Annotated in this window: 23 protein-coding genes; 12 read left to right on the top strand and 11 right to left on the bottom strand. The window is 62.7% G+C overall.

Annotated elements, in window-relative coordinates; all coding sequences use genetic code 11:
- From EU811_RS24265 to EU811_RS15835, 3 genes are all read right to left on the bottom strand, one after another.
- The coding region (locus EU811_RS24265) for a hypothetical protein (protein WP_238703432.1) at positions 1-289 on the bottom strand (289 nt) is incomplete at its 3' end.
- Between the two features lie 128 nt (positions 290-417).
- Entirely contained in the window at positions 418-2,097 is a 1,680-nt protein-coding gene (locus EU811_RS15840) for an acyltransferase (protein WP_142939294.1), read from the bottom strand.
- A gap of 144 nt (positions 2,098-2,241) precedes the next feature.
- The gene (locus EU811_RS15835) at positions 2,242-3,132 is read right to left on the bottom strand and encodes a helix-turn-helix transcriptional regulator (protein WP_142939293.1); all 891 of its coding nucleotides are present in this window, start codon (positions 3,130-3,132) and stop codon (positions 2,242-2,244) included.
- Between the two features lie 129 nt (positions 3,133-3,261).
- Here EU811_RS15835 and EU811_RS15830 point away from each other — a divergent pair, with 129 nt between their 5' ends.
- Together EU811_RS15830 and hrpB are read left to right on the top strand one after the other, a co-directional pair.
- Positions 3,262-4,305, top strand: coding sequence for an NAD(P)-dependent alcohol dehydrogenase (locus tag EU811_RS15830; protein WP_142939292.1), 1,044 nt, complete (start codon positions 3,262-3,264; stop codon positions 4,303-4,305).
- 110 nt (positions 4,306-4,415) lie between these two features.
- Positions 4,416-7,139 (top strand): ATP-dependent helicase HrpB, encoded by a 2,724-nt coding sequence (gene hrpB / locus EU811_RS15825; protein WP_238703431.1) that lies wholly within the window; start codon positions 4,416-4,418, stop codon positions 7,137-7,139.
- A 57-nt stretch (positions 7,140-7,196) separates the two neighbouring features.
- Here the strand turns inward: hrpB and EU811_RS15820 are convergent, their stop codons facing one another.
- Together EU811_RS15820 and EU811_RS15815 are read right to left on the bottom strand one after the other, a co-directional pair.
- Positions 7,197-8,831, bottom strand: a complete 1,635-nt coding sequence (locus EU811_RS15820) for an amidohydrolase (RefSeq protein WP_142939291.1) — start codon at positions 8,829-8,831, stop codon at positions 7,197-7,199.
- Positions 8,821-10,278 (bottom strand): APC family permease, encoded by a 1,458-nt coding sequence (locus tag EU811_RS15815; RefSeq protein ID WP_142939290.1) that lies wholly within the window; start codon positions 10,276-10,278, stop codon positions 8,821-8,823. Before EU811_RS15815 ends, EU811_RS15820 begins: the two co-directional genes overlap by 11 nt.
- A 159-nt stretch (positions 10,279-10,437) precedes the next feature.
- Between EU811_RS15815 and EU811_RS15810 the strand changes: the two genes are divergently transcribed.
- From EU811_RS15810 to EU811_RS15800, 3 genes are all read left to right on the top strand, one after another.
- The gene (locus EU811_RS15810) at positions 10,438-11,055 is read left to right on the top strand and encodes a TetR/AcrR family transcriptional regulator C-terminal domain-containing protein (protein WP_142939289.1); all 618 of its coding nucleotides are present in this window, start codon (positions 10,438-10,440) and stop codon (positions 11,053-11,055) included.
- A complete protein-coding gene (locus EU811_RS15805) occupies positions 11,056-11,790 on the top strand; it encodes a M50 family metallopeptidase (protein ID WP_142939288.1) in 735 nt (244 codons plus the stop codon).
- Between the two features lie 156 nt (positions 11,791-11,946).
- Positions 11,947-14,070 carry an elongation factor G-like protein EF-G2 gene (locus tag EU811_RS15800; RefSeq protein ID WP_142939287.1) on the top strand — a complete coding sequence of 708 codons (2,124 nt, stop codon included), beginning with the start codon at positions 11,947-11,949 and terminating at the stop codon, positions 14,068-14,070.
- Here the strand turns inward: EU811_RS15800 and EU811_RS15795 are convergent.
- Positions 14,067-14,732 carry an alpha/beta hydrolase family protein gene (locus EU811_RS15795; RefSeq protein WP_142939286.1) on the bottom strand — a complete coding sequence of 222 codons (666 nt, stop codon included), beginning with the start codon at positions 14,730-14,732 and terminating at the stop codon, positions 14,067-14,069. The genes EU811_RS15800 and EU811_RS15795 overlap by 4 nt on opposite strands.
- Positions 14,733-14,808: 76 nt before the next feature.
- On the opposite strand from EU811_RS15795, the gene ligD reads away from it, so the two are divergent.
- Both ligD and EU811_RS15785 read left to right on the top strand, forming a co-directional pair.
- Positions 14,809-15,834: a non-homologous end-joining DNA ligase gene (ligD, locus tag EU811_RS15790; RefSeq protein ID WP_142939285.1), complete on the top strand. Its 1,026-nt coding sequence runs from the start codon at positions 14,809-14,811 to the stop codon at positions 15,832-15,834.
- Between the two features lie 310 nt (positions 15,835-16,144).
- Positions 16,145-17,143: a serine hydrolase domain-containing protein gene (locus EU811_RS15785; RefSeq protein WP_238703430.1), complete on the top strand. Its 999-nt coding sequence runs from the start codon at positions 16,145-16,147 to the stop codon at positions 17,141-17,143.
- A 42-nt stretch (positions 17,144-17,185) separates the two neighbouring features.
- On the opposite strand, the gene EU811_RS15780 is transcribed toward EU811_RS15785, so the two are convergent.
- The 5 genes from EU811_RS15780 to EU811_RS15760 form a co-directional block, all read right to left on the bottom strand.
- Positions 17,186-17,806: an L-threonylcarbamoyladenylate synthase gene (locus EU811_RS15780; protein WP_142939283.1), complete on the bottom strand. Its 621-nt coding sequence runs from the start codon at positions 17,804-17,806 to the stop codon at positions 17,186-17,188.
- 20 nt (positions 17,807-17,826) lie between these two features.
- Positions 17,827-18,642, bottom strand: coding sequence for an ABC transporter permease (locus tag EU811_RS15775; RefSeq protein WP_142939295.1), 816 nt, complete (start codon positions 18,640-18,642; stop codon positions 17,827-17,829).
- A 40-nt stretch (positions 18,643-18,682) separates the two neighbouring features.
- Complete coding sequence (locus EU811_RS15770; RefSeq protein WP_142939282.1) at positions 18,683-19,699, bottom strand: ABC transporter ATP-binding protein; 1,017 nt, start codon at positions 19,697-19,699, stop codon at positions 18,683-18,685.
- Positions 19,696-20,829, bottom strand: a complete 1,134-nt coding sequence (locus EU811_RS15765) for a LolA family protein (RefSeq protein ID WP_142939281.1) — start codon at positions 20,827-20,829, stop codon at positions 19,696-19,698. Before EU811_RS15765 ends, EU811_RS15770 begins: the two co-directional genes overlap by 4 nt.
- Before the next feature lie 87 nt (positions 20,830-20,916).
- Entirely contained in the window at positions 20,917-21,825 is a 909-nt protein-coding gene (locus EU811_RS15760) for an N-acetylglucosamine kinase (protein ID WP_142939280.1), read from the bottom strand.
- A 257-nt stretch (positions 21,826-22,082) separates the two neighbouring features.
- Here EU811_RS15760 and EU811_RS15755 point away from each other — a divergent pair, with 257 nt between their 5' ends.
- From EU811_RS15755 to EU811_RS15735, 5 genes are all read left to right on the top strand, one after another.
- On the top strand, positions 22,083-22,805 hold the full coding sequence (locus EU811_RS15755) for a GntR family transcriptional regulator (RefSeq protein WP_165450198.1): 723 nt from the start codon (positions 22,083-22,085) through the stop codon (positions 22,803-22,805).
- Position 22,806: 1 nt separating this feature from the next.
- The gene (locus tag EU811_RS15750; RefSeq protein WP_142939278.1) at positions 22,807-23,601 is read left to right on the top strand and encodes an IclR family transcriptional regulator; all 795 of its coding nucleotides are present in this window, start codon (positions 22,807-22,809) and stop codon (positions 23,599-23,601) included.
- Between the two features lie 173 nt (positions 23,602-23,774).
- Positions 23,775-24,560, top strand: coding sequence for an SDR family NAD(P)-dependent oxidoreductase (locus EU811_RS15745; protein ID WP_142939277.1), 786 nt, complete (start codon positions 23,775-23,777; stop codon positions 24,558-24,560).
- Positions 24,561-24,664: 104 nt separating this feature from the next.
- Entirely contained in the window at positions 24,665-26,350 is a 1,686-nt protein-coding gene (locus EU811_RS15740; protein ID WP_142939276.1) for an FAD-dependent oxidoreductase, read from the top strand.
- Complete coding sequence (locus tag EU811_RS15735) at positions 26,347-26,637, top strand: Dabb family protein (RefSeq protein ID WP_142939275.1); 291 nt, start codon at positions 26,347-26,349, stop codon at positions 26,635-26,637. The genes EU811_RS15740 and EU811_RS15735 overlap by 4 nt, the downstream gene beginning before the upstream one ends.
- Positions 26,638-26,677: the final 40 nt, after the last annotated feature.

The following is a 26,677-nucleotide window of genomic DNA, read 5'->3' as shown; positions in this document are numbered from 1 at the left end:
CAAGCACTGGTTCTTCTGTCGGGGTGGATTCCCCGCGCTCGGACGGCTGCTTGAGCAACAACGGGGGCACTTCTTCCGGCCCTGGTTCCCCAAGCCCATGCAACGATTCGAATCCAAGAAGCAGCCCAGCGTTCCAAGAGGGATCAGCGGCGGGTCCTGCCGCCGTCGGGGGCTTGCGCACCGATGGCCGGGAAAGCATGTCCGAGGAAACGGGGGAGCCAATTCCAGGCACCTCACTGGCGCCGGGGGAACCGTCCCGCCGCGCCACGACCTGCCCAATGCCTTCCATAACCCAACCCTGTCACGAAGGCTTCACCACCATCAGACCCAATCGACGCTATGTGGAAAACCCCACCACTGCTCACACCAGAGGTCCTCGTTGGGTAGCCGATCGCGGAAAACATGGTGATGAGATGCCTATAGGGTCGGCAGCGAAAGGGCAGGTTCAGGTCGATGGACGCCCCGGGGCCGATATCCGAGCGCTGCAGCGCAGCCAAGAAGGTCGGCCAGGTACCAGATGATTGCCAGCCACATCTCCGTGCCCTGCAGCGTGGGGACGTTTCTGTCACCGGTTGAGGGTTCAGCGCTGAAGGCCATCCCCTCGCCGGGCACCCACCGTTCAAGTGCCTGGCTGAGCTGAGTTCGTGCCCAATTCCTGGCATCCTCCCGGCGGTGCGTGGTGTGCTGGAACGCCAGCCACAGTGGGTGCACCACGTCCAGGACGTTGCAGGCGTTCTGCCGGCCGGGGGAGAAGTATCGTGGGTCCGCGGCGTGCTCCAGAACAGTGTCTACCAGCCGCTCAACGTGAGGAATCGGTACGCCGAATTGGGCGAAGGTGCCGCGCGTCAGTCGGTAGTAACCGTTGACTACCTCCAATCGATTGTCGTCCGTTGGGGTGACCCATGTTCCCGAGGCGGAACTGACCCTAGTCAGCAACCAACCGAAGAGAGCCTCGAGGGAACCCGTGGCATTGGGATGGGATTGCGCGAGGTTCCAATACGCAGCCGTCCCCCATGCGTCCACCCAAGCACCGGATCCCCATGCTTCGTTACGCCACGGGAGAGTATCCAGGGAAGACCTTACCGCGGCCGGATCCATGTCAGCTATGGCGTGGATCGGATGCTCGAAGCGACTTCCGATGAGGTCCAGGGCATAACCGACAGAAAGCACATGGTAGGTGGCAGGACCGGCGCCGAAGGTGATTGTTGAATCCCCGTAGACGTCGGACCCGAACTCTGGAACCAGGCCCGTGACGGGATCTTGGAGCTTCCGGAGCCGCGCCATGTGTTCGTCCCGTGACAGTTGCGGAGGGACAGAACCCAGCAGCAAGTCCGCGATTTCAATCGCGTCGCAATGGGCCCTGACGGTCGGCTCAGCACCTGGCTGGTCGCGGTAAGCGCCGCCTGCTTCAGAGGTCCAACTCCGCCCAAGAAGGGCTGATGCATCGGCGCGTGCAGCGTTGGCGAAGGCAGCCAGCTCAGCCATCAAGGCGTCGTCGGACGGCGCCTCAACAGCCGTAGCCGGGATTGTTGCCTCTCGCCGGTCCCTGATCCGGCGCGCAGGGTTTCCACCCACAATCGACCATTCCGGCACATCCTTGGTTACCACCGCTCCTGCGGCCAGCACTGCGTGCGAGCCCACAGTAACGCCGTCAAGAACCACAACATTCGAACCGATCCAGACATCGTCCCCTATGGTGATGCCCTTACTCGTGAGTGGCTGCTTAAACACAGGCTCGGAAGCATCCATGGAGTGGTTGAAACCGAGGATGGACGTGTGGGCACCGATCCGCACGCCGTCGCCCATGGTGACGTTGCCTCTGACTACGCTGAAAGCATTGACGGTGCAATCATCGCCCAGGGTGATGGCGCCTGTGATGTAAGCGTAGGCCGCGATGAAAGAATCAGCACCGATGGAGAGCGTGTCGGGATCCACGTTCGCCAAGGGAGACAGGAAGGCCCGCTCGCCAATTTTAGCTCCAGCACGTTTAACCAAACGTTTGTGGTGGGCGTCCTGCGCCTGGCGTTCAGCTTCCGAAGCAGAACTCCAGAAGGTCCACGGTGAGTAGTCATAGTTGAGGCCGTGCTGAGGATTCACGTTGATGTCTCCATGGTGGGGCGAAGCTGGAAAGCGCTTCCCCCATTATTCGCGGCTACAGGAGGGCGGTCAATGCGGCGTCGGTAAACGATCAGCCTCGATCCCTCCGGATGTCCACACTTCTTGTCAGTGATCCATTCACTTCTAGTGAATGTCCCGGACAAGCCCCGAGTTATCAGTGCCATTGAGAGTCGTCGCTGCCCAGCTTGCCAGCAATTTCAAAGCGTCGTCCGTGCCGGTGCCGGGCTCGGCGTTGTAAACCGTCAAGGTCATGCCGGCGTCGGCAGACAGGTCGAGGGCTTCGTAGAGCAAGTGAAGGTCGCCCACTATCCGGTGGCGGAAATGCTTCTTCCCTGTGTAGTGCTGGCGGACATTGTGCGCTGCCCAGCGGACCCGGAACTCCTCGCTGCGGGTGGAAAGCTCGCCCACCAGGTCGCTGAGGCCGCGGTCGTAGGGATCCTTGCCGGCTTCGGTCCGCATAATTGCCACGGTGTCGTTGGCGGCACGTTCCCAATCCGTGTAGAAATCGTGGCTGCGAGGGTCCAGGAACAGGAATCGTGCATGGTTTGGTGGTCCGGAGGGGCTGTCGTAAATATCGGCATACAAAGCCCGGCCGAGGGCGTTCGTTGCCAAGAGGTCCAAGCGACCGTTGCGGATGAAAGCGGGCGAGCCGCTAATCGCATCCAAGGTGAGTTGTACGCCCGGCCGGATGGCCTGCTTCCGGACCGGTCGACGGCGGGACTTGCCGCCGTCGCTCGCCGCCCGGGCGAGATCGTAGAGGTGGGCTCGTTCGGCGTCGTCGAGTTGGAGTGCGTTCGCCAGGGATTCCAGCACGCTCTCCGAGACCCCCGCGAGATTTCCCCGCTCAAGTCGGGTGTAGTACTCCACGCTTACGCCGGCCAGCATGGCCACCTCGCCGCGACGTAGGCCCGGTACACGGCGGTTGCCGCCATAGACGGTCAGACCCGCTTGCTCGGGTGCGATCTTCGCCCTCCGGGTGGAGAGGAAGTCGCGCGTCTCGGTCCGATTGTCCATGCTTCAACGGTAAATCCTTTGGCCCGCTGAGGGAGTCCCTGTCATTACCCCTAACAGCAGTGACTCCTTCCTCTCAGGGAATCAGGGTTAGATAGAGATATCCAACAAAGTGAACCACGCAGGAGAAACATGCCTACCGCTAACGCTTACGCTGCCCCCTCGGCCACGGGCGACCTGACCCTGACCACCATTGAACGTCGCGAGGTCGGCCCCAACGACGTCCACATCGACATCAAGTTTGCGGGTATCTGCCACTCTGACATCCACACGGTCCGCGGTGACTGGGGCCCGCAGCAGTACCCTCTGGCCCCTGGTCACGAAATCGCCGGAATTGTCACCGAGGTCGGCTCGGACGTCACCAAGCACAAGGTGGGTGACCGTGTTGGCGTCGGCTGCATGGTGAACTCCTGCAAGGAGTGCAAGAACTGCCTGGCCGGAGAGGAACAGTATTGCCTCAAGGGCAATGTGGGCACCTACGGTGCTGTTGACCGTGACGGCACCATCACCCAGGGCGGCTACTCCAGCAACGTCGTGGTGAATGAAGACTTCGTGGTCACCATTCCGGAAGGTTTGGACCTTGACGTCGCCGCTCCGCTGTTGTGCGCCGGCATCACCACCTACTCGCCCCTGCACCACTGGGGTGCCGGCCCCGGCAAGAAGGTTGCCGTGGTGGGTCTAGGTGGACTCGGCCACATGGCAGTGAAGATTGCCGACGCCATGGGTGCTGAGGTCACCGTGCTGTCGCAGTCGCTGAAGAAGATGGAAGACGGCTTGAAGCTCGGCGCCGACCACTACTACGCCACCAGCGATCCCTCCACGTTCGAGGAACTTGCGGGCACCTTCGACCTCATCATCAACACCGTGAGCGCCTCCATCGACATCAGCGCGTACCTGCAGTTGCTGACTCTCGACGGCACGTTGGTCAACGTTGGCGCACCGGCCGAACCCCTGCCCGTCAACGTTTTCTCGCTGATCACGGGTCGTCGACGCTTTGCCGGTTCCGCAATCGGTGGTATCCGCGAAACTCAGGAAATGTTGAACTTCTGCGCGGAGCACGGCCTCGGCGCAGAGATCGAGGTCATCCCGGCCAGCAAGATCAACGACGCTTACGAGCGCGTCCTTGCCTCGGACGTCCGCTACCGCTTTGTCATTGACGCCTCCACTATCGGCTAGAGTCGCTGCACCATAAAGGTGCCGCACCATAGAGGCGCCGCACCATGAGAAAGGCCATGCCCCTTGACGGGCATGGCCTTTCCGGTTCCCGCAGCAGGGACAATGGTCTGGTGACTTTCAGACTGGACACCATCGGCACGGGGCTGGCTTTTGCTAAGTCCCTCGCTGACCTCACGGCGGCCCTGACAATCCAGGCCGACGCCGGCGCTCTCCGTGGGCGAAAGGCGGCGTTTGGGGGAGCGGTAATGGTTGGAGGCATCGCCGTGGTTCAGGCACCTCCGGGCACAGGTAAAACCACCCTGGTCCCGCCGTTGCTCGCCAATCTCGTGTCCGAACAGAACCCTGGCCAGCCACGCGTTGTCGTGACCCAACCGCGCCGTGTGGCAGCCCGCTCAGCCGCACGCCGCCTGGCCTCGTTGGACGGAAGCCGCCTCGGTGACAGAGTGGGCTACACAGTCCGGGGTGAAAGCAAGGTCAGCAAAGACACCGTGGTGGAATTCGTCACGCCGGGCATTCTCCTGCGGCGGCTTCTGGCTGACCCCGGACTTGAGGACGTGCACGCCGTGGTCCTGGACGAAGTCCACGAACGCGGCCTGGAAACGGATCTCCTGGTGGGTATGCTCGCGGAGGTCCGGGAGCTGCGCGGTGACCTGACCCTGGTGGCGATGTCGGCAACTCTCGACGCACCGCGCTTTGCAGCACTATTGGGAGCGGGCGGGGACCCCGACGGCGGTGTGCCGGCTCCGGTGGTCGACTGCCCTTCGGCCCTGTACCCGATGGAAGTCCGGTGGGTTCCGGCCCGGGAGCATCGTCTGGATACCAGGGGAGTGTCCCGGAGTTTCCTCGATCATGTGGCCAACACAGCAGCGGCTGCCTACTCGGCTGCCCTGAGCCGGAATCCCGCGGCGGACGCCCTGGTTTTCCTCCCGGGAGCCCGGGAAGTTTCCGACGTCGCCACCCGTCTTCGCATGCAGCTGCCCCACAGCGTGGAAGTTCTCGAGTTGCATGGCCAGATCGGTCCGGAAGCCCAGGACCGGGCGGTATCTGGCCGAGGACCTGGCGGATCACCGCGGATCATCGTGTCTACATCCTTGGCGGAATCCTCCCTCACGGTGCCCGGCGTGCGTTTGGTCATTGACTCGGGGCTTTCACGGGAACCGCGCCGGGATGCCGGCCGCGGCATGTCCGGACTCGTGACCGTTTCCTGTTCCCGTGCCTCGGCCGATCAGCGGGCCGGCCGTGCAGCGCGACAGGGCCCAGGAACGGTGGTTCGCTGCTACGACCAACAGGCCTATGGCGCAGCTCCGGCACATCAGACCCCTGAAATCTCTGTTGCAGACCTCACCGGCGCGGCGCTGATTCTTGCGTGCTGGGGTGCGCCGGGCGGTTCGGGGTTGAAGCTCCCGGACGCGGCGCCTGCCGTCGCCATGACCGACGCCGTGGAGGTTCTGCGTGAACTAGGCGCCGTAGGACAGGACGGAACGGTCACCGCCATGGGTAAGACTTTGGCCCGCATCCCTGCGGACCCCCGGCTTGCCCGCGCCTTGTTGGACGGGGCCGCGGTGGTGGGGCGCCGCACGGCCGCTGAGACGGTAGCACTCGTGGCAGGTGACCACAGAGCACCCGCTGCCGACCTAACAAAGCTGCTTACTGCGCTGCGTTCGGGATCAGACCCCGGCTCCCGTCGTTTCGCCGAGGACGTCAGGCGGATGCAGTCGTTGGCAGAGAAGGAAATGCGGTCAGGGGACGGGGCTGCCGGGGTCGGGTCTCCCCAACCGGCCGCCGATGTCACGGCAAGGGAAGCACCCGGCTTTGTGGTGGCGCTGGCTTTCCCGGACCGCATAGCCAGGCGCGTACCCGGTGATGGGTCCACCACGTACTTGCTGTCGTCCGGGACGCGGGCCGGGCTTCCCTCGGGGAGTTCACTGTCCGGGCATGATTGGCTTGCTGTGGCCGAGGTGTCACGCGCCCAGGGGCGCGATGCCGCCGGAACCGGCGCCGTGGTCCGTTCTGCCGCGCCATTGTCAGCCGAACTGGCCGTAGAAGCTGCGCCGGGCCTTCTTACGGAGAAAGTGCAGGCAAAGTTCGATCGAGGCCGGGTGATGGCCAGGCTGGAACGCAGTCTGGGTGCCATCGTGTTGTCCTCCACCCCCGTTCGCCCCAGCGCGGAATCGGGGCGGCACGCAGTGTCCAGAGCGTTGGAAAAGTCGGGATTGTCCATGATCGGCTGGTCAACGGCAGCTGATTCCCTGCGCCGGCGCCTTGCCATGGTGCACCGTGAAATCGGGAGTCCGTGGCCTGACGTCCGTGAGGCTGCCCTGCTATCCACACTTGATGAGTGGCTGGGCCCGGAGATGGAATCGATGGCAACCGGGACACCCGTCAGCGCCATAAACCTTGTTGACCCCCTCAGGCGCCTGCTCCCATGGCCGGAGGCCGCTCGGCTCGACGACCTCGTGCCGGAGCGTCTGATGGTGCCAAGTGGTTCGCGCATCCGGATCGACTATCCCGAAGTTCCGGACAGTACGCATCGCGGCGGAGCGAATCACGATGGTGCGGATCACGACGGCGGCCGTCCGGTGGTGGCGGTCAAGCTTCAGGAATGTTTCGGTTGGGACAGCACGCCGCGCCTCGTGGATGGCAGGGTTCCAGTCTTGTTTCACCTGCTATCCCCGGCAGGAAGGCCGTTGGCCGTCACGGACGATCTCGCGTCGTTCTGGTCCGGTCCTTACTCCCAGGTTCGGGCCGAGATGCGTGGGCGCTACCCCAGGCATCCCTGGCCCGAAGACCCGTGGACTGCGCCGGCTACGGCTAAGACGAAGAACAGGATGTAGCCCAACGCGTGCTCCGGGAGCCTCCGTCGGGGCCTCCGGAGCACGCTCCAGGAAACGCTAAGCGAGCCGCTCCAGCATGAACTGAATCTCGCCGTCCACGAACGTTCCCAGAACGCTGCTTGCCGCAAATTCATCCGGAGCCGTGGTCAGCGGATCGAGTTCGAACGCCGTGAAGTCTGCCCGCTTGCCTACCGTGATCGAGCCCGATACATCCCAGAGCCCGGCAGCTTTGGCCGCGTGGGAGGTGTATCCTTCCAACGCCTGAAGCGCGGTGAGGGCTTGGGATGGTGCGATGGGTTGCTGGTCCGGATGTCCCGATCGCCGGCGCAGTTGGGCGTCCGCGATGATCGGAAGCGGCTCGAAGGGTGCGATCGGCCAGTCAGAGCCGATGCCCAGCGTCACACCCACATCGCGAAGATCCCTGCAGCGCCAGGCCCTGCCCGCCCGCTCAGTGCCAAGGCGGGTTGACCAGTTGTCGCTGTGATCGGCCATGGAGTAATGGGTGCAATGGGTCGGCTGCATGCTCGCCACTACTCCTGCGCCACGGAAACGCTCCACCAGCTCATCCGGCACGGTTTCTATGTGCTCAATCCTGTGAACAGTTCTGCGCAGAACATCGCCAGGGACCACATGGCACAGGGATTCGAGGGCCTCCAACACGTGATCAACCCCGGCGTCTCCGATTGCGTGCGTCGCAGTCGGGATGCCCCGGGAGGCAAAATAGCGGACGGCCGCGGAGTATTCTTCGGGACGCGGCCAGAACGGCGCTGTGGATTGTCCATGAACATCAGGTTCGTAGAGCCAGGCCGTTCCGTTGTCCACGGTGCCATCGACGAACAGTTTTATGGCTTCAACGGACCAGCGGCGTCCGCCTGTACCGATACTGCGGGCCAGTTCCTTCCAAGTTGCTTCGCCGCTGCCGGGCATGCACCAGGGCGCGGACCGGAGCCGCAAAGGAAGCTCGCCTTCGGCCTCCAAGGCCTGGAAGAGTGCGGCGGATTCCTCGCTGTGGTCCATGATGTGACCGCCGGTCAGCCCCGAACGGGCGAAGTCTCTCAAGAGCTCGCCTAGCCGCGCTTTGCGCTGGGCGAAGGACTCTTGCGGGATATGGCGCTGGACCAACTCCATCGCAGCGGCTTCGAGCAATAATCCGGTGGGCACACCGTCTGCGTCGCAGACCACCTCAGAGGCCTGGTCGAAGTCATAGCTGCCATGGATTCCGGCCAGTTCCAGGGCTCGGCTGTTTGCCAGCGCTGAATGTCCGTCGAACAAGCGGATGAACGCGGGCTGCTCGCCTGAAACCCTGTCCAGCACACTTCGGTGCAGCTGTACTGAGCCGAAAGCGTTCGGGTTCAGTCCCCATCCACGCAACCAGCCGCCGTCGTGTCCTGCTTCTGCCCGCAATACGGTGAGGACGTCTTTTAGGGTCGCGGCACCGTTGAGGTCAGCGCCTACCGTCAGGTCCAAGCCGAACACCGGGTGAATATGGCAATCCACCAATCCCGGCGTGAGTGTCGCGTTGCCAAGGTCCACCACTTGGGTGTCCGTTTGCTGCCACTGGCCGGCATCCTGGCGACTACCGACGGCGGCAATCAACCCGTCGCTGATGGCAACGGCCTGGACTGGCTGGCCAGGGTGTAGCTCGTCCATGGTGTGAATGGTGTCGGCAAGGATGATGAGGTCAGGAGTCATGGGTTTCGAAGCTTCCGATCCGGGCGAAGACGTGGGGGCGGGTGGTGCGCAGTCTGCGGGCAATCAGCAGGCCTGCAAGGAAAACAGCGGGGGCGACCATCAGCAGGATGGTGTTGGTCAGGGCGTCGGCGAAGGTGAGGAGCTCGATGTTGATGGCTATCAACGCCACAACACCGAACAGTAGGACGGCCGAGGCCACGCTCAAAGGAATGAGTATGCGGTTGGTGGCTGCGGCCGGGTTGCGCCGAAGGTAGATGATCGCTGCTACAGCGACCAGTCCCTGCAGAGCCACAATCCCGAAGATACCCGGCGTGTTGACCCAGATCAGCAGTTGCTTGTAGGGGTCGGCACCGGCGATGGCGCAGACGATAATGACAACGGCGGCCAGGATGGTCTGCATCTGACCGGCACGGTGCGGGGACTTGTACTTGGGGTGGGTCCTGCCGAGGAACGCGGGGAGCACGCCGTCATTGGCGAGCATGTACACGTAGCGGTTGATGGCGTTGTGGAACGCAAGCTGGGAGGCATAAACGCTGGTCACAATCAGCACATACATCACTACTTCGGCCCAAGGGCCCACGTACTGGTTGATGGTGGCAAAGAACATGCCGTCGGCTAGCTCGCCGGCAGCAACAACCACGTTTCCATCGCCGTAGGCCTGGATAACGGTCCACACAATGAAGGCGTAGAACACGGACATAAAACCCACCGCGATGTAGGTTGCCCTGGGTACGGACTTGTCCGGATTCCGGGCCTCGCGCCGGTACAGCACGGTGGACTCGAAGCCCATGAAGGCAGCAAAGCAGATGGCCAGGATGGCAAGAACACCTGGAGTGAAGGCGTATTCAGGGGAGAAGGAGGAGAAGCTGATGCCTTGGGCGCCGCCGCGTGCCAGGATTCCGAAGCCCATGATGGCCAGGATCGCGGTTTCGGCGATGAGCAGGACGCCGAGTACCTTGGCGCCGACGTCGATCCCGCGGTAGCCGAGGAACCAGACCGCCGCGATGGCCGCCAGTGCAACTACGGGCCAGGGAACATCCAGGCCGAAGAGGGCGCGAAGCATGCCTTGGGTTTGGACGGCGAACAATCCGTACACGCCGATTTGTAGGCAGTTGTAGGAAACGATCGCCAGGATGGCTGAGGCCAGCCCTACCGTCTTGCCCATGGCCAAGGTGATGTAGGTGTAGAAACCACCGGCTGCTTTGACGTGCTTGGTCATGGCCATGAAGGAGATCGCGAAAACCAGCAGGACTGCTCCGGCAATGATGTAGCCCATGGGGGCGCCTATGCCCCCGACGCCAATGGCGAGAGGGGCAACGCCGGCCATCACTGTCAGGGGAGCCGCTGCGGAGATCACCAGGAAGGCAATACCGCCGGTGCCTATGGCATTTCTTTTGAGCCCGTTGCCGGCATCTGCTGCCGGAGGTCGGGTTTCGAGGTCGGACATGGGGATCCTCTAGGTGTTTGGGGAGGGAAGATTCAAAGGTGAGCCAGACATAAAGCGAAAGGCTTTCGTTTATGGTAGGTCCTTGTGACCGGCGGCACAATACTTCGACGCAAAGTTCTGGCTAGAGTCGTAACAACAACCTTGAATGGAGACACACGTATGGCACGCCCGCTGGTCCCGCTGATATCCATCGACGCCCTCGTCACCGCTGCCTTGGAGCTGGTGGATGAGGCAGGGGACTTCAGCCTGCCGAAACTGGCCAAACGGATCGGGGTCAGCCAGTCCTCCATCTACAACCACGTCAGCGGCCGGGAGGAGATCCTTGAGCTCATGCGGGGCCGGATCATCGCGGAAAGCCCGTACGTCCTGGAGGATGAGCATGATTGGGAGGCTTCGCTTCGCGCCATCGTCCGGAGCTATCGTGATGCCTTCGCCCGCCATCCAAAACTCGCGCCGCTGCTGGTACTCCAGACGGTGCAAGATGCCCAGGTCATGGCCCTCTACGAGAACCTGGCTGTGGCCCTCGAAGCCGCAGGGTTCCGGGGCCGGGACGTGATGTCCGCAATTTCCACCATTGACAGCTTCGCCCTGGGCTTCGCTTTGGACTTGGCGGCACCGGACGTCGTCTGGGCACCACCCGCACAGGGGTACCCCGCCCTCACCAATGCCTTGGCCCAAGCCGGACCTGCGGACGAGCGAGGCGAGGCCGCCTTCGAGTTCGGCCTGGAGATCCTCATCGCCGGACTGCATTCCCGTCTTCAGTCGACGGTGCTGTGAGTGAACCTCCTTCAAACCTGGTGGGACGCCGTGGTCCGCGGCTTCACCGACACCCACACCACAGCGGTGCCCTTGCCAGCCCTGCTGGTCATACTCGCGTGCGCCGTCGTTTTGAGCATCCCGCGCGTCACCTGGCGCTGGTTCGGACTCTACGTCACCTTTGTCCACGAGCTGGGCCATGCCTACGCCGCGCTCATGACGGGCCGCTTTGTCCATGGGCTCCGGATCGGACTGGACCATTCGGGCCGCCTTGTCAGCAGCGGCCGGAGCCCTTTCGGGGCAGCGTGGTCCGGATTCTGGGGCTACCCTGCACCCGCCGTGGTTGGTTTGTGCTTGATTGCCGCCTTCGCCGCCGGCCGCTCCGGAGCCGCCATGTCCATAGGGGCCTTGATCCTGCTGGTCTCGCTGATATTCCTGAGGAACCTCACCGGGATCCTCGTAGCGGTGTTGAGCGCCGCGATTGCCCAACTCATGATCCTGTTCGCCACACCCACAACCGTCAACTACGTTGTCCTGGCTCTCGGAATTGCCCTTTCCGTAGGCGGCGTCAGGGACCTGTTCAAACTTGCCGGTGTGCACACCCGTCGCCGCGACCGACTGGCGGCATCGGACGCCTTCATCCTGGGCCGCACCACTGGAGTCCCGGCGTTCGTCTGGTTGACCGGGTTCACGGTGGTGATCACCGGATGCTCCCTCGCGTCCGCCTGGTTGCTGTGGGGGATGCTCACCGTTTAGCCGGTGGTTGACCGTAGTGGGAAGCCCGACGGCGGTTGTTCGGCTTTGGTTGCTGGCAGGCCTTGCCCTGTGGGCGCTTAGGGTGTCCAATCCTCTATAAGGTTCGAACTGGAGGTGTTCGGACTCCGTGCCGGGATTCAACACCAGGAGGTGCCCATGTCCGCGAAGGGCACGCGCGAAACAACCAAGGGTCCCGGAGCCGGCACCCCGGATACCAGGCGAGGCGACAACGGCACTGTCTTGGCGGCGAGTGATCCAGCGAAAGTCCGGAACGTGGCCCTTGTGGGGCATTCGGGTGCGGGCAAGACGACACTGGTGGAGGCGTTGCTGGCGGCAACTGGAGCCATCACCAGGATGGGCTCCATCAGCGAAGGAACCACCGTCAGTGACTCCGACCCCTCAGCGATTCATCAGCAACGGTCAGTCACGTTATCCGTAGCCCCGATTATGGTCGACGACATCAAGGTCAATCTGGTCGACACACCCGGCTACACCGACTTCACCGGCGAACTTCGCGCAGGTTTGAGGGCCGCCGACGCGGCCCTTTTTGTTGTTTCGGCTGTTGATGGCATTGACGGTGCCACTGTGGCGTTGTGGGGCGAGTGCGAGAAGATCCGGATGCCGCGTGCGGTGGTAGTCAGCAAACTGGACCATCCGCGCGCCGACTTCAGTGCCGCCGTCGTGCGTTGCCAGGAAGCGTTCGGTGAGTCGGTCCTCCCGCTGTATCTCCCGACTGCGGGCGACGCCGGACTCATCGGAGTCCTCCACGGCACTCTTCACGGCACTGGGGGCCAGGATCTGATGCCCACCGCGAACGTGGAAGCAGCCAGGGGACCTTTGATCGAAGGAATCATCGCTGAGAGCGAAGACGAAACCCTCATGGACCGGTACCTTGGCGGCGAAGAACTGCCGCTCGTGGACCTGATCGCCGACCTTGAAACGGCTGTCGCGCGGGGCAGTTTCTTTCCCGTCATGCCGACGTCGGCCGAAACCGGTCTTGGCCTCCCGGAACTCATGGCCCTGTTGACCGATGCTTTGCCATCGCCCTTGGAGCGCATCACCCCCGCGGTGATGAAACTCGACGGTTCTTCGTTGAAGCCTCTGGAATGCAACCCCGCCGGGCGCCTCGCCGCTGAAGTAGTAAGGACCACAGTAGATCCGTTCCTCGGCCGGGTGTGTTTGGTCAGGGTCTTTTCGGGGACTCTGAGGGAGGATTCGTCAATCCACATCGGCGGACGGGGCCTGGCAGACAGGGGCCATGAGGACCACGACGCCGACGAACGCATCACCCATCTCTACTCGCCTGTGGGTTCGAGCCTCAACGCGGTTCCACAGTGCATTGCCGGCGACATCTGCGCCATCAGCAAGCTGGCCAGCGCCGAAACAGGGGACACTGTCTCCAGCCGTGAGGCACCGCTGCTAATCGAGACCTGGAACATGCCCGAGCCTTTGATGCCTGTAGCTATTGAAGGGGCCTCACGCAGTGATGAGGACGCGCTTGCCAAAAGCATCGGGAAGGTGGCGGCCGCCGATCCGACGCTGCGATTGGAACGCAACCAGGACACGCACCAGCTGATCCTGTGGTGCATGGGGGAGGCCCACGCAGAGGTGGTCCTGGACAGGCTGCGTGGTCAAGGCGTTAAACTCCAGACCGTGGACGTGATCACTCCACTCAGGGAAACCTTTGCCAGCAAGGCCGCCGGACACGGGCGGCATGTAAAGCAATCAGGTGGCCACGGGCAGTTCGCCATTTGCGACATCGAGGTGGAGCCCCTGGCCCGCGGCGGGGGCTTTGAATTCGCTGACAAAATCGTTGGCGGTGCAATCCCCGCTACGTTTGTCGCGTCAGTGGAAAAGGGCGTCCGCTCGCAAATGCTTAAGGGTGTGTCAGCGGGATTCCCCGTGGTGGACATCAAGGTGACGCTGGTGGGCGGAAAAACGCACAGCGTTGACTCGTCCGACGCAGCTTTCCAGGCTGCCGGTGCGCTGGCGCTACGGGAAGCTGCGGCAGCTGCCAAAATCCAGTTGCTGGAACCCGTATCCTCCGTTGTCATCAGCGTTCCGGATGACTACGTGGGTGCGGTGATGAGTGATCTGTCCGGACGCCGGGGCAGGGTCACCGGCACCACCGCCGCAGACGGAGAGGGAACCGAAATCAGCGCCGAGGTCCCGGACCAGGAGCTCCTGCGATACGCCATTGAACTCCGCGCCCTCACAGCAGGAACGGGGCGTTTCCGCCGGTCCTTCCTTCGCCACGAGCCCCTTCCGAAGCAGGTTTAAGCGTTTGTCCGCAGGAAGGCAGCAACTGCCGGCGCCAAGGACGCCCCCACCTCGGCCGCGCCACGCTTCATACCCTTGACCGCAAACGAATGGTCGCCGCCGTCGACCCACTGAAGTGTCGCCGTCGGGCCGATTTTTTCTACTACCTGCTCCAGTAGTTCCGGCGTCGCGAACGTATCGCGGGTGCCTTGGAGGAAAAGCATCGGCACCGTGACGCCGTAGAGGTGTTCGTCCCTAAGCTTTTCAGGCTTTCCGGGGGCGTGGAGAGGGTAGCCGAGGTACACCAGACCCCCTGCGGGCATCCCGTCAGCCACAGCCATGGATGCCATGCGTCCACCGAACGATTTACCGGCCGCCCAGAGGGGCTGTCCTTGGCCGAGCTCAGCCGCTTTGTCCATCACAGCCCGCCATGTAGCGATGGCTAGAGGAGGGCGATCCGGAAAACGCCGGCCGGCCTCACGGTAGGGAAAGTTGAAGCGCAACGTCGCCACCCCTTCCTCGCCCATCGCCTCAGCGAAACCCTGCAGGAACGGATGTTCCATTCCTGCTCCCGCGCCGTGCGCCACTACCAGGGTGGCGAACGCCTGCGTGGGCCGGATGTGAAGGGCAGAGACTTCGGTTTCTCCCACAGCGACGCTCAAGGATGTTTCAGTATTTGGCATGCAACCATCATGTCCCATCCCGACAAAACGCACTCAGGTGCAGACGCGCAGGGCACAAACGGGGTAGCTTGTGGCCATGGCGAGCGAAGCAACCACCGTTACTGTCCCTGGTCCCGAGGGCCCGCGCGAGGTCAGGATCTCCAGTCCAAGCAGGGTGATGTGGCCTGAGGCCGGTCTGACCAAACTGGACCTTGCCACATACCTCATCGACGTCGGCGAGGCTTTCGTCTTGGCTAACGGGAACCGGCCCATCAGCCTCCAGCGTTACTCGGGCAACATCGAGGGCGATATGTTCTTTTCCAAGAATCCCCCCAAGGGTGCCCCGGAGTATGTCCGTTCCGTGACGGTGACGTACCCCAGCGCGCGTTCGCATCCCCAGTTGGTGATCGACGAGCCGGCGGCTGCAGTGTGGGCCGCGCAAATGAATACTGTGGTGTTCCACCCCTGGGCGTCCCGGGCCAACGATCCTGACAATCCGGATCAGCTCAGGATCGATCTGGATCCCCAACCCGGCACGGACTTCGACGACGCTATCCCGGCGGCTCTGGAACTACGCACCGTTCTGGAAGAAGCCGGACTGACGGCTTTCATCAAGACCTCCGGAAACCGTGGTCTGCACGTGTACGCGCCCATCCATCCGAAGCATGAATTCCTGGATGTCCGCCATGCCGTGATCGCTGCTGGACGTGAGTTGGAGCGCCGCATGCCGGAGAAGGTCACCACTGCCTGGTGGAAAGAGGAGCGCGGTACGAGGATTTTCGTGGACTTCAACCAGGCCAACAGGGATCGCACCATTGCCGGGGCGTACAGCCCACGTGCCGTCCCCACGGCCCAGGTGTCCTGCCCGTTGACCTGGGACGAACTGGAGAATGCCGATCCCGCGAAGTACACCATTAAGACGGTCCCGGACCGCCTGGCGAAGGTGGGCGACCCCTGGGCGTCCATGCACGATCACCCCGGTGACATCGATGTTCTACTGAAGTGGTGGGAGCGCGACGTCAAAAACGGTCAGGGGGAAATGCCCTTCCCGCCGGAATTCCCCAAGATGCCTGGCGAGCCCATGCGCGTACAGCCAAGCCGGGCACGCAAGCCGGAAGAGTAGGCCGGAAGGGTAGGCCGGAAAAATTGCACCGGGAGAGCGTGTGCCGAGACGACCAGGCATAAGTATCCCTGCCACTGCCCGAGCGTGCAGCTTGTCCCTCAGTAGCTTGTCCCTCAGTAGCTTGTCCCTGAGCAGTTCGTCCCTGAGCCGTCCATTTCCGAGCGGCTTGCTCTTGAGCTTGTTTGTGGGCTGTATGTTTCTTGGCGGGTGCACCGAAGGCTCTGAGCCACGTCCGCTCCCGCCCTCCACCGCTGCAGCACTCCCGTCAACGCCGACGCCAACAACGCCGAATCCAACAACGCAACCGGCAGTGTCAGGCTCTCCTTCCGTTCCTACCCTCGAGCCTGCGCCGGCGCCCACGAACAGCGTCGCAGTCACCCCGGCGTTCCAAGAGCTTCGCGCCACCCTTGAACTGTTCTCGCGGGAGAAGCTGGATGAAGGTGCGTCAGCTGTCCTCATCAAGGCACGGGTCGGCCAGCAAGAGTGGACTCACGCACAAGGAGTCCTCAGCCGGGAGGGGCGGGCTGCTGTCCAGCCGGGTCACCGTTTCCCTGTGGGCGAGCAGTTCCGGACCCTGGTGGCTTTGTCAGTCATGAAGCTTGTGGAGGAGGGCCGGCTCGGATTAGAGGTCCCCGTTTCGACGTATCTTCCCGGATCCCTCGCTGTGGATGGTCCGGTGACAATCCGGCAGCTCCTCGGAGACACCGGCGACGTTCCGGCTGCGACAGGTCCGGATGCATACGCCGTGCTCGGTCAGGTGGTGGAGCGGCTCAGAGGCGCGCCGCTGAGTGGCGTGCTCCGCACGGATGTCCTGGCGCCCTTGAACCTTCTTTCCACGGAGCTGCTGGATGCTGATGCAGCAATCCCCGGTGACCTCATCCATGGATACGTCCAGTTGGAGGGAGAAACCGTGGACGTTACCGGCATTGGAATCCCAGACGGGATCGCCAACGGCGGCCTGGTGTCCACCGTTGAGGACATGTCCACGTTCTACGCCGCCCTACTGAGGGGCCAGTTAGTATCCCCGGCAGGCCTTATCGCCATGAAGGGGACGGTGTTTGACGACTATGGCCTTGGCCTGGATCACTGGTATGACCGTTGCACCAACGGCTCCTACTACGGCCACGCCGGCGACGTTCCGGGGTATGGAAGCATTGCCATGAGCAGCGCGGACGGCAACCGCCAACTGTTCATTTTCATGGCCTACCCACCCCAGGAGTTGTCCACACAGCCCTCAGCCTTGGCACTGGAAATGACCGGCGTCGCCCAGGTGGCCCTGAATGCGGGATGCCGCTTCCAGTTCCGGTGAACGGCCAACTCCGGTGAACGGCGAACAGGAATCCAGTGACCTCTATTCGAAGCGCGAGGGATCGCCCGTCCCGTAGCGGATAACCTCGGCCACGCCGCTGGAGAAGTCGATCACGGTGGTGGGTTCCGAGCCGGTGTCGCCGGCATCAATGACGCCATCCACCTGATTGTCCAGGCGTTCCTTAATCTCCCAGCCCTGGGTCAATGGTTCTTCCTCGTCCGGCAGCAGAAGGGTGCTGGAGAGCAGTGGTTCGCCCAGCTCGGCCAAGAGTGCCTGGACCACCCGGTGATCAGGGATGCGCACACCCACGGTCTTCTTCTTGGGGTGCAGGAGGCGTTTGGGAACTTCGCGGGTGGCGGGGAGGATAAACGTATAGCTGCCGGGGGTGACAGCCTTGATGCTCCTGAAGATGTCGTTGTCCAACATCACGAACTGCCCCATCTGTGCAAAGTCCTTGCACACCAGGGTGAAGTGGTGTTTATCATCCAGATGCCTGATGGATCTGATGCGGTCCAGGGCTTCCCTGTTGCCGATCTGTGCGCCAAGCGCATAACAGGAGTCGGTAGGGTAGGCGATCAGGCCGCCACCTTGGAGCATGTTCACCACTTGGCCGATGGCGCGTGGTTGGGGATCTTCCGGGTGCACATCAAAGAATCTGGCCATGTGAAGAGCCTACGACAAAGCTATGACAAGACGTCCTTGTTGGAGAATTTTGCGTAAGCCAGCGCGCCGCACACCGCGATGTACCCGGTTTGGAGGAGGGCGTTCTCACCGAACGATGTCCAGGAGATCGGCTGGCGCAGAAGATCTGCGAAACCAAGCCAGTGGTGGCTGAACAGCCACGGATGCAGCCACTCGAGCTGTGGCAGGTTATCCAGCACCTGGGACACCACGGAGAGCACAATGGTGGCAGCCATGGCGCCCACCGGCACGTCCGTGAAGGTTGAGATCATTAGGCCTATAGCTGAGAGTCCCAGCAGGGAAACCGTGATGTAGGCGGCGATCAGCAAAGATCTCAACGCCGACTCGCCAACGCTGATGGTATCCCCGGACAGCAAAGTCACCGGACCCACAGGAAAAAGCACGACGCCGGCCAGGGCACCGGCCGCAGCTACGGTGGCGGTAGCGGCGCAACAGAAAGCGACGGCCCCGGCATACTTCACCAGCAAGAGTCGTATCCGCCCTGCGGGAGCGATCAGCAGGTACCGCAGGGTTCCAAGGTTCGCCTCCCCGGCGATGGTATCCCCGGCTACCACCCCAACCGTAAGCGGCAGGAACAGAGGGACACACACTACCAACGCCGTGACGGCGACGAAGAGGCCGTTCTGGGTGATGCGGTCCAGGAAGAGCGGCCCGCGGCCAGGAGCGGTGGGCCGCGACGATAACTTGACGGCCACGGCGATCAAGATGGGCACGGCAGCGAGTGCGATCAACATTGCCCATGTGCGGAGCCGACGGAAGAGCACGGACAACTCCGAGCCCAGGAGCGCCCACCCCATTCCCGGACGTACGCCACCACCGCGGGACAGGCCAGTGGTTTCAGCCGACAACGTCGAACCCCTCTCCGGTCAGGGACACGAACCGCTCTTCCAAACTCGCGTTCTCCACTGCAAAGCCACGGATGCGGACGCCGTCGGCAACCAACGCTGACACTACCGCCTCGGGTTCACGGCCATTGATCCCGGTCGCATACACCGCAGTGGTTCCCCGGCTACCCACAGTTCCCGGGGCTTCGCCGGGAACCAGGCCAAGGCGTGCCAACACCCGGGACGCGACGTCGACGTCGGGCGTCTGCACCACAACGCGGGCCTGTCCGGCGGACCGGAGCTCCTCAATCCGCCCCTGGGCCACAAGGCGACCAGCACTCATCACACCCACATGGGTACACATATGCTCCACCTCGGCGAGCAGGTGGCTGGAAACGAACACGGTGGTCCCGCCTGCAGCGAGGGAGCGAACCAGATTGCGGACTTCACGGGTGCCCTGGGGGTCCAAGCCGTTGGTTGGTTCGTCCAGAACCAGGAGCTCCCGTGGCCTGAGCATCGCGTTGGCCAAACCGAGGCGCTGCTTCATGCCCAGCGAGTAGGCGCGGACCTTTTTTCCCGCCGCATGGCTGAGTCCAACCCGGTCAAGGGCATCCTGGACGCGCCGACTTCTGGTCGATGACGACGCATGGGGGTCGGCGGCATCCAAACGCATCAGGTTCCCCGTACCCGAAAGGAAAGGGTAAAAGCCCGGCCCCTCCACCAAAGCGCCAACGCCCGGCAGTACAGAAGCCAAACCTTGGGGCATGTCCTTGCCAAGAACGCGGATGTCCCCGCTGGTCGCCGAAGCAAGGCCGAGCAGCATCCTGATAGTGGTGGTCTTCCCCGAACCATTGGGCCCAAGAAAGCCGAACACCGAGCCACGGGGCACAGCAAGGTCAATTCCGTCGACGGCAGACCGGCGCCCGAAGCGCTTCACTAAGGCGTGCGTTTCGATAACAAGATTAGATGAGCGGACGGGATTCGCATGCCCATTTCCATCAACATTGGCGGCTTCCCGGGGTTCGTTCACTGGGCGGCAGCGGCCGTCTGGAGCCGTTCCAAAGGCACCATGCCGGCAAAGACACGGCCGTCGTCGAGAACCAACACGCTCACCAGTGACGTCGTCAACGCCCGGCCACCGTCAACAGGAAGCAGCGCTTGGGACAATTGGGGATTGGACGTGAACTCAGCAGGAGCAGAACCCGCGGGCAAGGCGATCACGGAATCCCAGCCTTGACCCATGACCTGCTCCCGATGAGCCGGTGCCTTCAACGAAAGGTCGTGTAGCGGCTCTGACGGAAGGGTCATGGTGGGCACGGGCCTGGCCGGAAGTACCTTCTCAGTGATTGTCGCTCCCTGCGGCGGGGTGAAGTCAAACAACGCGGCATCCGGCGTGGACAGGTCCAGTTGGGTGTATGCCAGTGAATAGGCAGGTTCGGCCTGGCCCTTGGCCCGCACCTCGACACCCAGGGGCAGGCCGGTTTCGGAGTCGACGTCGATGCTCACCGAATCAACCAGTGTTTCGGAACTGCGCGGGTTGAGGACCAAGGAATATACGCTTCGACCAGCAACCGATGCCGCCTCACCAACGGTGACCTCAGTGCTGGCATCAAGGGAAGCAAGGAAACGTCCGGCCATGGCCTCGGGGGTCGGAATCTCCTGCGCGGGCATCTCCTGCGCGGGCCTGTTTGGAGTGGGCCTAGTGGGCAGAGTGTCCTTCAGTTCAGCAAGGGACGGTGCCGGCACTGTCAGATGTGTGGCGCTGTTGTCCTTCGAGTTGTAGAACCAGAGCTCGCGGCTATTGAGGACAACGTCGCGTTCAGCCATGCGGTCAAGAATCTGCAACCGCGCCTTCAGGGGGCCATCCACGTAGACCCTGGCTGTGTGCGAACCAGTCAGGAATTCCACGGCGGAGGCAGCACCAGGAACACTGCCCGAACCGGACGAGGGCAGCTCGGGAAGTCCCAGTTCGGCGTTCTGCTCCATAGTGCCGGACAGAGCCCGCACCTCAGTGCGCGCGATCATGGCAAGGATTTCTTCAGCGCTCTTGGGCGGAAGGGAAACGCTGGCGCCTGCTTGGACAGAGCCGAACACCACGGCAATCGCCAAGGCAAGGGGAATCAGGAGAGCTGACAGCCACCGCTGCCGGGCCCGCGCCATTATTACCAACCACCGCTCGTGAGAGGCATGAGTCCAGACTACTCCGCTTGGCTGCAGTGATCACCCGCCCGGCATGACGTAACTGGATCAGTTCTGAAGGAGTTGCCTGGCCAGTTCCACCGCACCGTGAACCGGAGGCTGCGCCAGAATCCGGATCGAGGACGGGTCCTCCAGGGAAACCTTGCGCGCCACGGCCCCGGCCAGCTGACTCTGATTCACCAACAGAGCACCAGCCATGACCAACGGCAGATCCAATCCCAACTCACCCAGAACCTGGCGGGCATGCGTTGCCAGCGAATGCGCGGCCTCAGCCTGGATCCGCAACGCCGCCGGGTCACCCTCGGCTGCCAAATCCAAAACAAGCGGCGCCAAACCCGCCCAATGGTCAGGTTCGGGTTTGGCGTAGAACGAGTCCATGAGCTGCAATGCGTCCGCGCTCGCCGTTGCCGCCATCACGGCTCTGACCAATGTGCCTGGTTCCAGACCTGCGTAGTACTCCCGCAAAGCCTCGCGGACGGCGTCGCGCACCACGGAGTAGCCGCCACCCTCATCACCCAGCAGATACCCATAGCCTCCGCTGCGGGCTTCTCTCCCGTCACGGTTCCGACCCCATGCAACGGAGCCGGTGCCCGCAACCACTACAGCTCCGACGTCGAGCCCTGCTGCTGCAAGGACTATGCGGGTGTCGTGCACAACCTCGATCCTGGCGCCCGGGAAATGCTCCGTGAGCAGGGCGGACAGGACAGCACGGCTAGCCGGGGTATCTGCTCCGGCGGCTCCGGCACAGACGGCCTCGATCCCGCCGCCCACCTTTGCAGCAATGCGGCGCAGCACCGCGTCAGCCCCCTGGTGGCCCACCGAGGACAGGTTGGCGCTGGCCTCGGTGATTTCGACGCCGGTGCCGCTGCGGGCGTCGATGTCGCCTTGCGCTGCGTCGGAGCGAACGGCGTGCGTCTTAGAGCCGCCGATGTGAAGGCCCAGCACAGCCGGAGTCACAGGGTTCCCGCCGATTCACTGCTCTTTCGCTGAAAATCCTTCAACTGACGGCCCTTCGTTTCGAGTGCTGACTACTGGACAAACATAAACCCGGGGATTGCCAGTTCACCGGATCTGGTGGGTTCAGACCGACAGCTTAACAATGGCGACGGGGTCAACGGTGGCGACGCGGTCTCCATTGGCAATCGGGTCTACATTGACAATTAGATCTACATTGGCATAGACCAATGGCGTTGTCCATAAGTAGGATCTCCACTATGTCCAGCAATGTCCCACAGTCAGCTCCCAAGTACTACCTCCTGAAGACCGAGGTATTAGGGCTTATAGCGGGTCAACGTCCGGGCACACTCATTCCCACCGAGCGCGCCTTGGCGGAAAAGTACGCAACTTCCCGGACCACGGTCAGGCAGGCGATCAGCGAACTGGTCGCCGAGGGAAAGCTGGGCCGCATCCAAGGGCACGGCACGTTCGTGGCGCCTCCAAAAGTGACCCATGTCCGGCAGCTGACTTCCTTCTCCGACGACGCCCGCACCCAAGGTCTGCGGCCTGACTCCAAGTTGCTTGCCCTGGACGTTCTGGGCTCTGATGCGGAGGTCTCAGCACATTTGGGGATTGACCAAGGCAAGCCCGTCACCCGGCTCGAGCGTATCCGCCTGATTGAGGGGGAACCGCTGGCGCATGAGGTTGCTTGGCTTCCAGCAAGGCTGCCCCGGTTCAAGTCCCAGCTGGCCAAGGCGGGATCGCTATATGCTGCCCTGGCCGACGTTTACGGGATTCGGATAGCCGACGTCGAGGACACAGTGGAGACAGCACTCGCCGGCCCTGCTGAGGTCAGGCTGCTGGGAATAGAGATGGGGGCACCTTTGCTGCTGGTACACCGCCTTGCCCGGGATGCAGTCGGCGCGCCGGTGGAATGGACCCGGAGCGCATTCCGCGGCGACAGGTTCCGGTTCGTTTCCCGCGTTAGGTCAGGTGACTAAGGTGGCCAACTCGTCCTCGGGTGAGTCCGTCATCCGCCGTGTGGTCCGCTTGGTCGGAGCATTCGACGACGCCCATCGCACCATGAGCGTCGCTGCGTTGGCCCGGCGCTCCGGCTTACCCGTGACAACCACGTATCGCCTGGTGGACGAGCTCTTGAGTGAGGGCCTGCTGGAACGGGAAGCCAATGCCGAGGTTCGGCTCGGCACCCGCTTGTGGGAGCTGGTGTCCAGGAGCTCCCGCATGGTCGGCCTCCGCGAAGCTGCCCTGCCGTTCATGGAGGACGTCCAATCGGTGGTTCAGCACTCCACTACGTTGGGGATCCTGGATTCCGATGAGGTCCTCTACATTGAGCGCATCGGCTCCCGTGATTCCATGGTGGACATCACCAAGGTTGCCGGCCGCCTGCCGGTCCATGGAACGTCCTCGGGGCTGGTGTTGCTGGCCTATTCTCCACCTGCCTACCAGGACTTGTTTCTGGCCCGGACGCTGGAGAAGTTCACTGACGTGACGCTCACCGATCCCGCTGAACTACGGCGACACCTCGCCGGCATCCGTCAACGCGGGTTCGCTTCCATGCCCGGCATTATTGTCCCTGAGTCCAGTGGAATCGCGGTCCCGGTGGTTGGTCGGGCAAATACCGTGGTGGCTGCACTGAGTGTTGTGGTTCCCAGGAACGAGGAAAACACGGCAGCCCGCGTGCCTGTTCTGATGACGGCAGCACGCGGAATCTCCCGAGCGCTGGGATGGCGCGGAGAACTCAAAGGTGCCCTCCGCCAAAGCAATGGAAGTCTCTGATTCCCGTTCATCGGTAACCCTGTGGCTTCACTCACAGGGCCGCTGGCACTGTGGAACCAAGCAGGGCATCTCGCCCGGGCACCACACTTAAAGGCCCTTGTGGGTTCATTCCGTGCTGCCCTGCGTCCAACTGAGGTTTCAGCAGCCGCAATGCAGCGGCAGGAGGAGTTGTGGTGGTAACAGCAACACAGGCAGGTAATCCGTCCAAGGACGGGCGGGTGGCCGGCAAGATTGTCGTAGTCACGGGCGGTAGGGGAGACCTAGGCGGCGCAACGGCCAGGTTGCTTGCCGATCACGGAGCCACGGTAGCCAGCTTGGACCGTGCAGGAACTGCAGTTGCAGGCGTACATGCCGGCATCACCGAGTACGACGTCGATGTCACCGATGAAGCCAGCGTGGTCGAAGCAATCCACCGCGTCTCTGCGGATCACGGCAGTCCCGACGTCTTGGTCAATGCTGCAGGAATCATCGGTCCGGCCGGAGCCAGCCACACAGCAACACTGGACGATTTCGACCTCATCTTCGATGTCAACGTCAAGGGCGTGTGGCTCATGACCAAGCACATCGTTCCGGGGATGATCCTCAAACAGTCAGGCAGCATCATCAATTTTTCCTCAATCCATGGACTGACCGGTGGGCGCAACGTGCCTCTTTACCACGCCACCAAGGGTGCTGTGCGGCTCCTCAGCAAGTCTGATGCGGCGGCTTACGGCGCACACGGCATTAGGGTCAACTCGGTCCACCCCGGGTCAATGAATACCCGGATGAGCCGCCGCTCGGCAGAGCAATCGGACATCGGCGCGGAGGCCTACTACAAGCAGCTGGTGGGCGGAAACCCGCTTCCCCGGCAGGGCGAACCGGACGAGATCGCGTACGGGGTCCTTTACCTGGCCTCCGATGAGTCCCGGTTCACCACTGGTTCAGAGCTCGTCATCGACGGCGGATACACGGCGGTTTGAGCAGTATCGCTGACAAACACCGCGGGCATAACACCGCGTCATCAACGTCACCGTAGTACTGCAGGTTCTTTGTGTGACCACATTCAACGGAGAGAGACACCACCATGAAATTCATTAACGGGACTAAAGCAGATACCTACGATGTCGTAGTTGTCGGATCCGGCGCAGGTGCCTTGACGGCGGCGGCGACGGCCGCGCGGGCCGGCAAATCCGTCGTCGTGCTTGAAAAGACCGAACTGCTGGGCGGCACGTCTGCCGTTTCGGGCGGCATGCTGTGGGTGGCTGACAACCACCATGCACGCGAGGCGGGGCTGAGCGATTCCAAGGAGGCGGCCGCGGAGTATGTCCGCGCGGTGGCACGGGGTCGGAGCCGTAAAGAGTTGCTGGACGCCGCTCTGAACTACGGCGACACCATGCTCCGCTTCACTGAAGACGAATGCGGCGTGCGGTTCATCTTCCTGGACAATTTTCCGGATTACCGGCAGGACCTCCCGGGCTCGGTTGAGGGTGGCAGAACGGTGGAACCTGAGCTGTACAACGTCCGTGAAGCACTCGGCGATCTCGCTGTCCATGTCCGCTCTGATGGGCGGGCCCCCTTCACCATGCAGGAATATGAAAACTGGGGAGCTTTTACCAAATTTCCCTGGCAGGAACTGTACGAGCGCCAAGAGCAGGGCCTGGTGGCAAAGGGCCAGGCGCTGGTTTCGATGCTCTTGGCCAGCCTGGTCCGTGATGGCGCCGCGTTGGTAGTTGGCGCCCGCGGACATCGGCTGCTCAGTGATGGCAGCAGGGTAGTGGGCGTCGAGCTCGAATCGGGGGAGGCCTTCCACGCCAACGACGGTGTGGTCCTCGCAACCGGCGGTTTCGAGTGGGACACGGCCTTGGCGGACTCGTTGCTGGCTTCGCGGCTGTACATCATGTGCTCGCCTCCTTCGAACACGGGCGACGGCCTGAAGATGGCCCAACGAATCGGTGCCCAAACCCGCGGTACCCGGGAAGCCTGGTGGGCGCCCATGTCCATCACAGGAGACACCCGGGATGGCCAACCTATTGGAACCCTGCTCCGTTTTGAGAGGCAAGGGCCGGGTTCGCTGATGGTTAATCGCCACGGCCGCCGCTTCGCCAACGAATCCCAAAACTATAACGACCTCGCACGGTGCCTGCAGTCATGGGATTCGCCCAATAACCAGCCCCTGAATACCCCGGCCCACGTGGTCTTCGATCACAGTTACTTGGAACGCTACGGCGTCCTCGCCCACCGGGCGGGCCAGCCGACTCCGGACTATCTGGTGGAAGCTCCGTCCCTCGCCGAACTCGCAGCGAAGATCGGTGTCCCCGCGGAAAACCTCCAGGCCACGGTAACGCGCTTCAACGAGTACGCAGTGAGGGGGGAGGATCCTGACTTTGGGCGCGGCGAAAGCGCCTACGACAAATACTGGGGCGACGACGATTGCCCTTGGCCCAACCCCTCCCTCGGACCACTACACAGTGGACCGTTTTACGCCATGGAGGTAGTCAACGGCGCCTTTGGAAGTAACGGGGGAGTTGCCACGGATGGTTCGGCAAGGGTCCTGGACGTTGACGGGCAAGCAGTTCCCGGACTGTTCGCCGCGGGAAACACCACGGAAAATGCCTACGCTGCAGGCTATCCGGGGGCCGGGGCCACGCTGGGACCCATCATGACCATGGGGTACCTCGCAGGCCGTGCCATTGCCGGGCAGCCGGCGGAATACGTCGCTGCAGAATTCGCGGGGGCCGGATCCGGTGCTGACTGCGGAGCCGGCGCATGATCCGCCATGCGGTCCTCTTCAAATTCACACCGGATTTTCCCGTCGCGGACCGGGCCGCATGGATTGAAGGCTTGAACCGGATGGAGGGCAACATTCCGGGGCTCTTGAGCCTCACCCACGGGCCTGATGTGCTTCAGCATGATCGATCGTTCGATTACGCGATCGTGGCCGACTTCGGTGCTCTGGAAGACGTTGATGTTTACAACACGCATCCGCTGCATGAGCCGCTCAAGAAGTACTCGTTCCCTAACAGCGAGCAGATCATCGCCGTTGATTTTCGGCTTTAGCTCCGACGTTCCCGAACCTGCGCCATTCGAAGGAGAATCG

The sequence above is a fragment of the Arthrobacter sp. TS-15 genome (assembly GCF_006964045.1).
GTDB lineage: Bacteria > Actinomycetota > Actinomycetes > Actinomycetales > Micrococcaceae > Arthrobacter.
Note: the sequence above shows the minus strand (reverse complement) of the source record. Positions and strands in the feature narration are given on the sequence as shown.

Coding starts and splice junctions, on each gene's coding strand:
- EU811_RS15830 (WP_142939292.1), top strand. CDS start 3,262: ATGCCTACCGCTAACGCTTACGCTGCCCCCTCGGCCACGGGCGACCTG.
- EU811_RS15740 (WP_142939276.1), top strand. CDS start 24,665: ATGAAATTCATTAACGGGACTAAAGCAGATACCTACGATGTCGTAGTT.
- ligD (WP_142939285.1), top strand. CDS start 14,809: ATGGCGAGCGAAGCAACCACCGTTACTGTCCCTGGTCCCGAGGGCCCG.
- EU811_RS15775 (WP_142939295.1), bottom strand. CDS start 18,642: ATGGGGTGGGCGCTCCTGGGCTCGGAGTTGTCCGTGCTCTTCCGTCGG.
- EU811_RS15835 (WP_142939293.1), bottom strand. CDS start 3,132: ATGGACAATCGGACCGAGACGCGCGACTTCCTCTCCACCCGGAGGGCG.
- EU811_RS15735 (WP_142939275.1), top strand. CDS start 26,347: ATGATCCGCCATGCGGTCCTCTTCAAATTCACACCGGATTTTCCCGTC.
- EU811_RS15815 (WP_142939290.1), bottom strand. CDS start 10,278: ATGTCCGACCTCGAAACCCGACCTCCGGCAGCAGATGCCGGCAACGGG.
- EU811_RS15765 (WP_142939281.1), bottom strand. CDS start 20,829: ATGGCGCGGGCCCGGCAGCGGTGGCTGTCAGCTCTCCTGATTCCCCTT.
- EU811_RS15820 (WP_142939291.1), bottom strand. CDS start 8,831: ATGACTCCTGACCTCATCATCCTTGCCGACACCATTCACACCATGGAC.
- EU811_RS15780 (WP_142939283.1), bottom strand. CDS start 17,806: ATGGCCAGATTCTTTGATGTGCACCCGGAAGATCCCCAACCACGCGCC.
- EU811_RS15755 (WP_165450198.1), top strand. CDS start 22,083: ATGTCCAGCAATGTCCCACAGTCAGCTCCCAAGTACTACCTCCTGAAG.
- EU811_RS15800 (WP_142939287.1), top strand. CDS start 11,947: ATGTCCGCGAAGGGCACGCGCGAAACAACCAAGGGTCCCGGAGCCGGC.
- EU811_RS15795 (WP_142939286.1), bottom strand. CDS start 14,732: ATGCCAAATACTGAAACATCCTTGAGCGTCGCTGTGGGAGAAACCGAA.
- EU811_RS15810 (WP_142939289.1), top strand. CDS start 10,438: ATGGCACGCCCGCTGGTCCCGCTGATATCCATCGACGCCCTCGTCACC.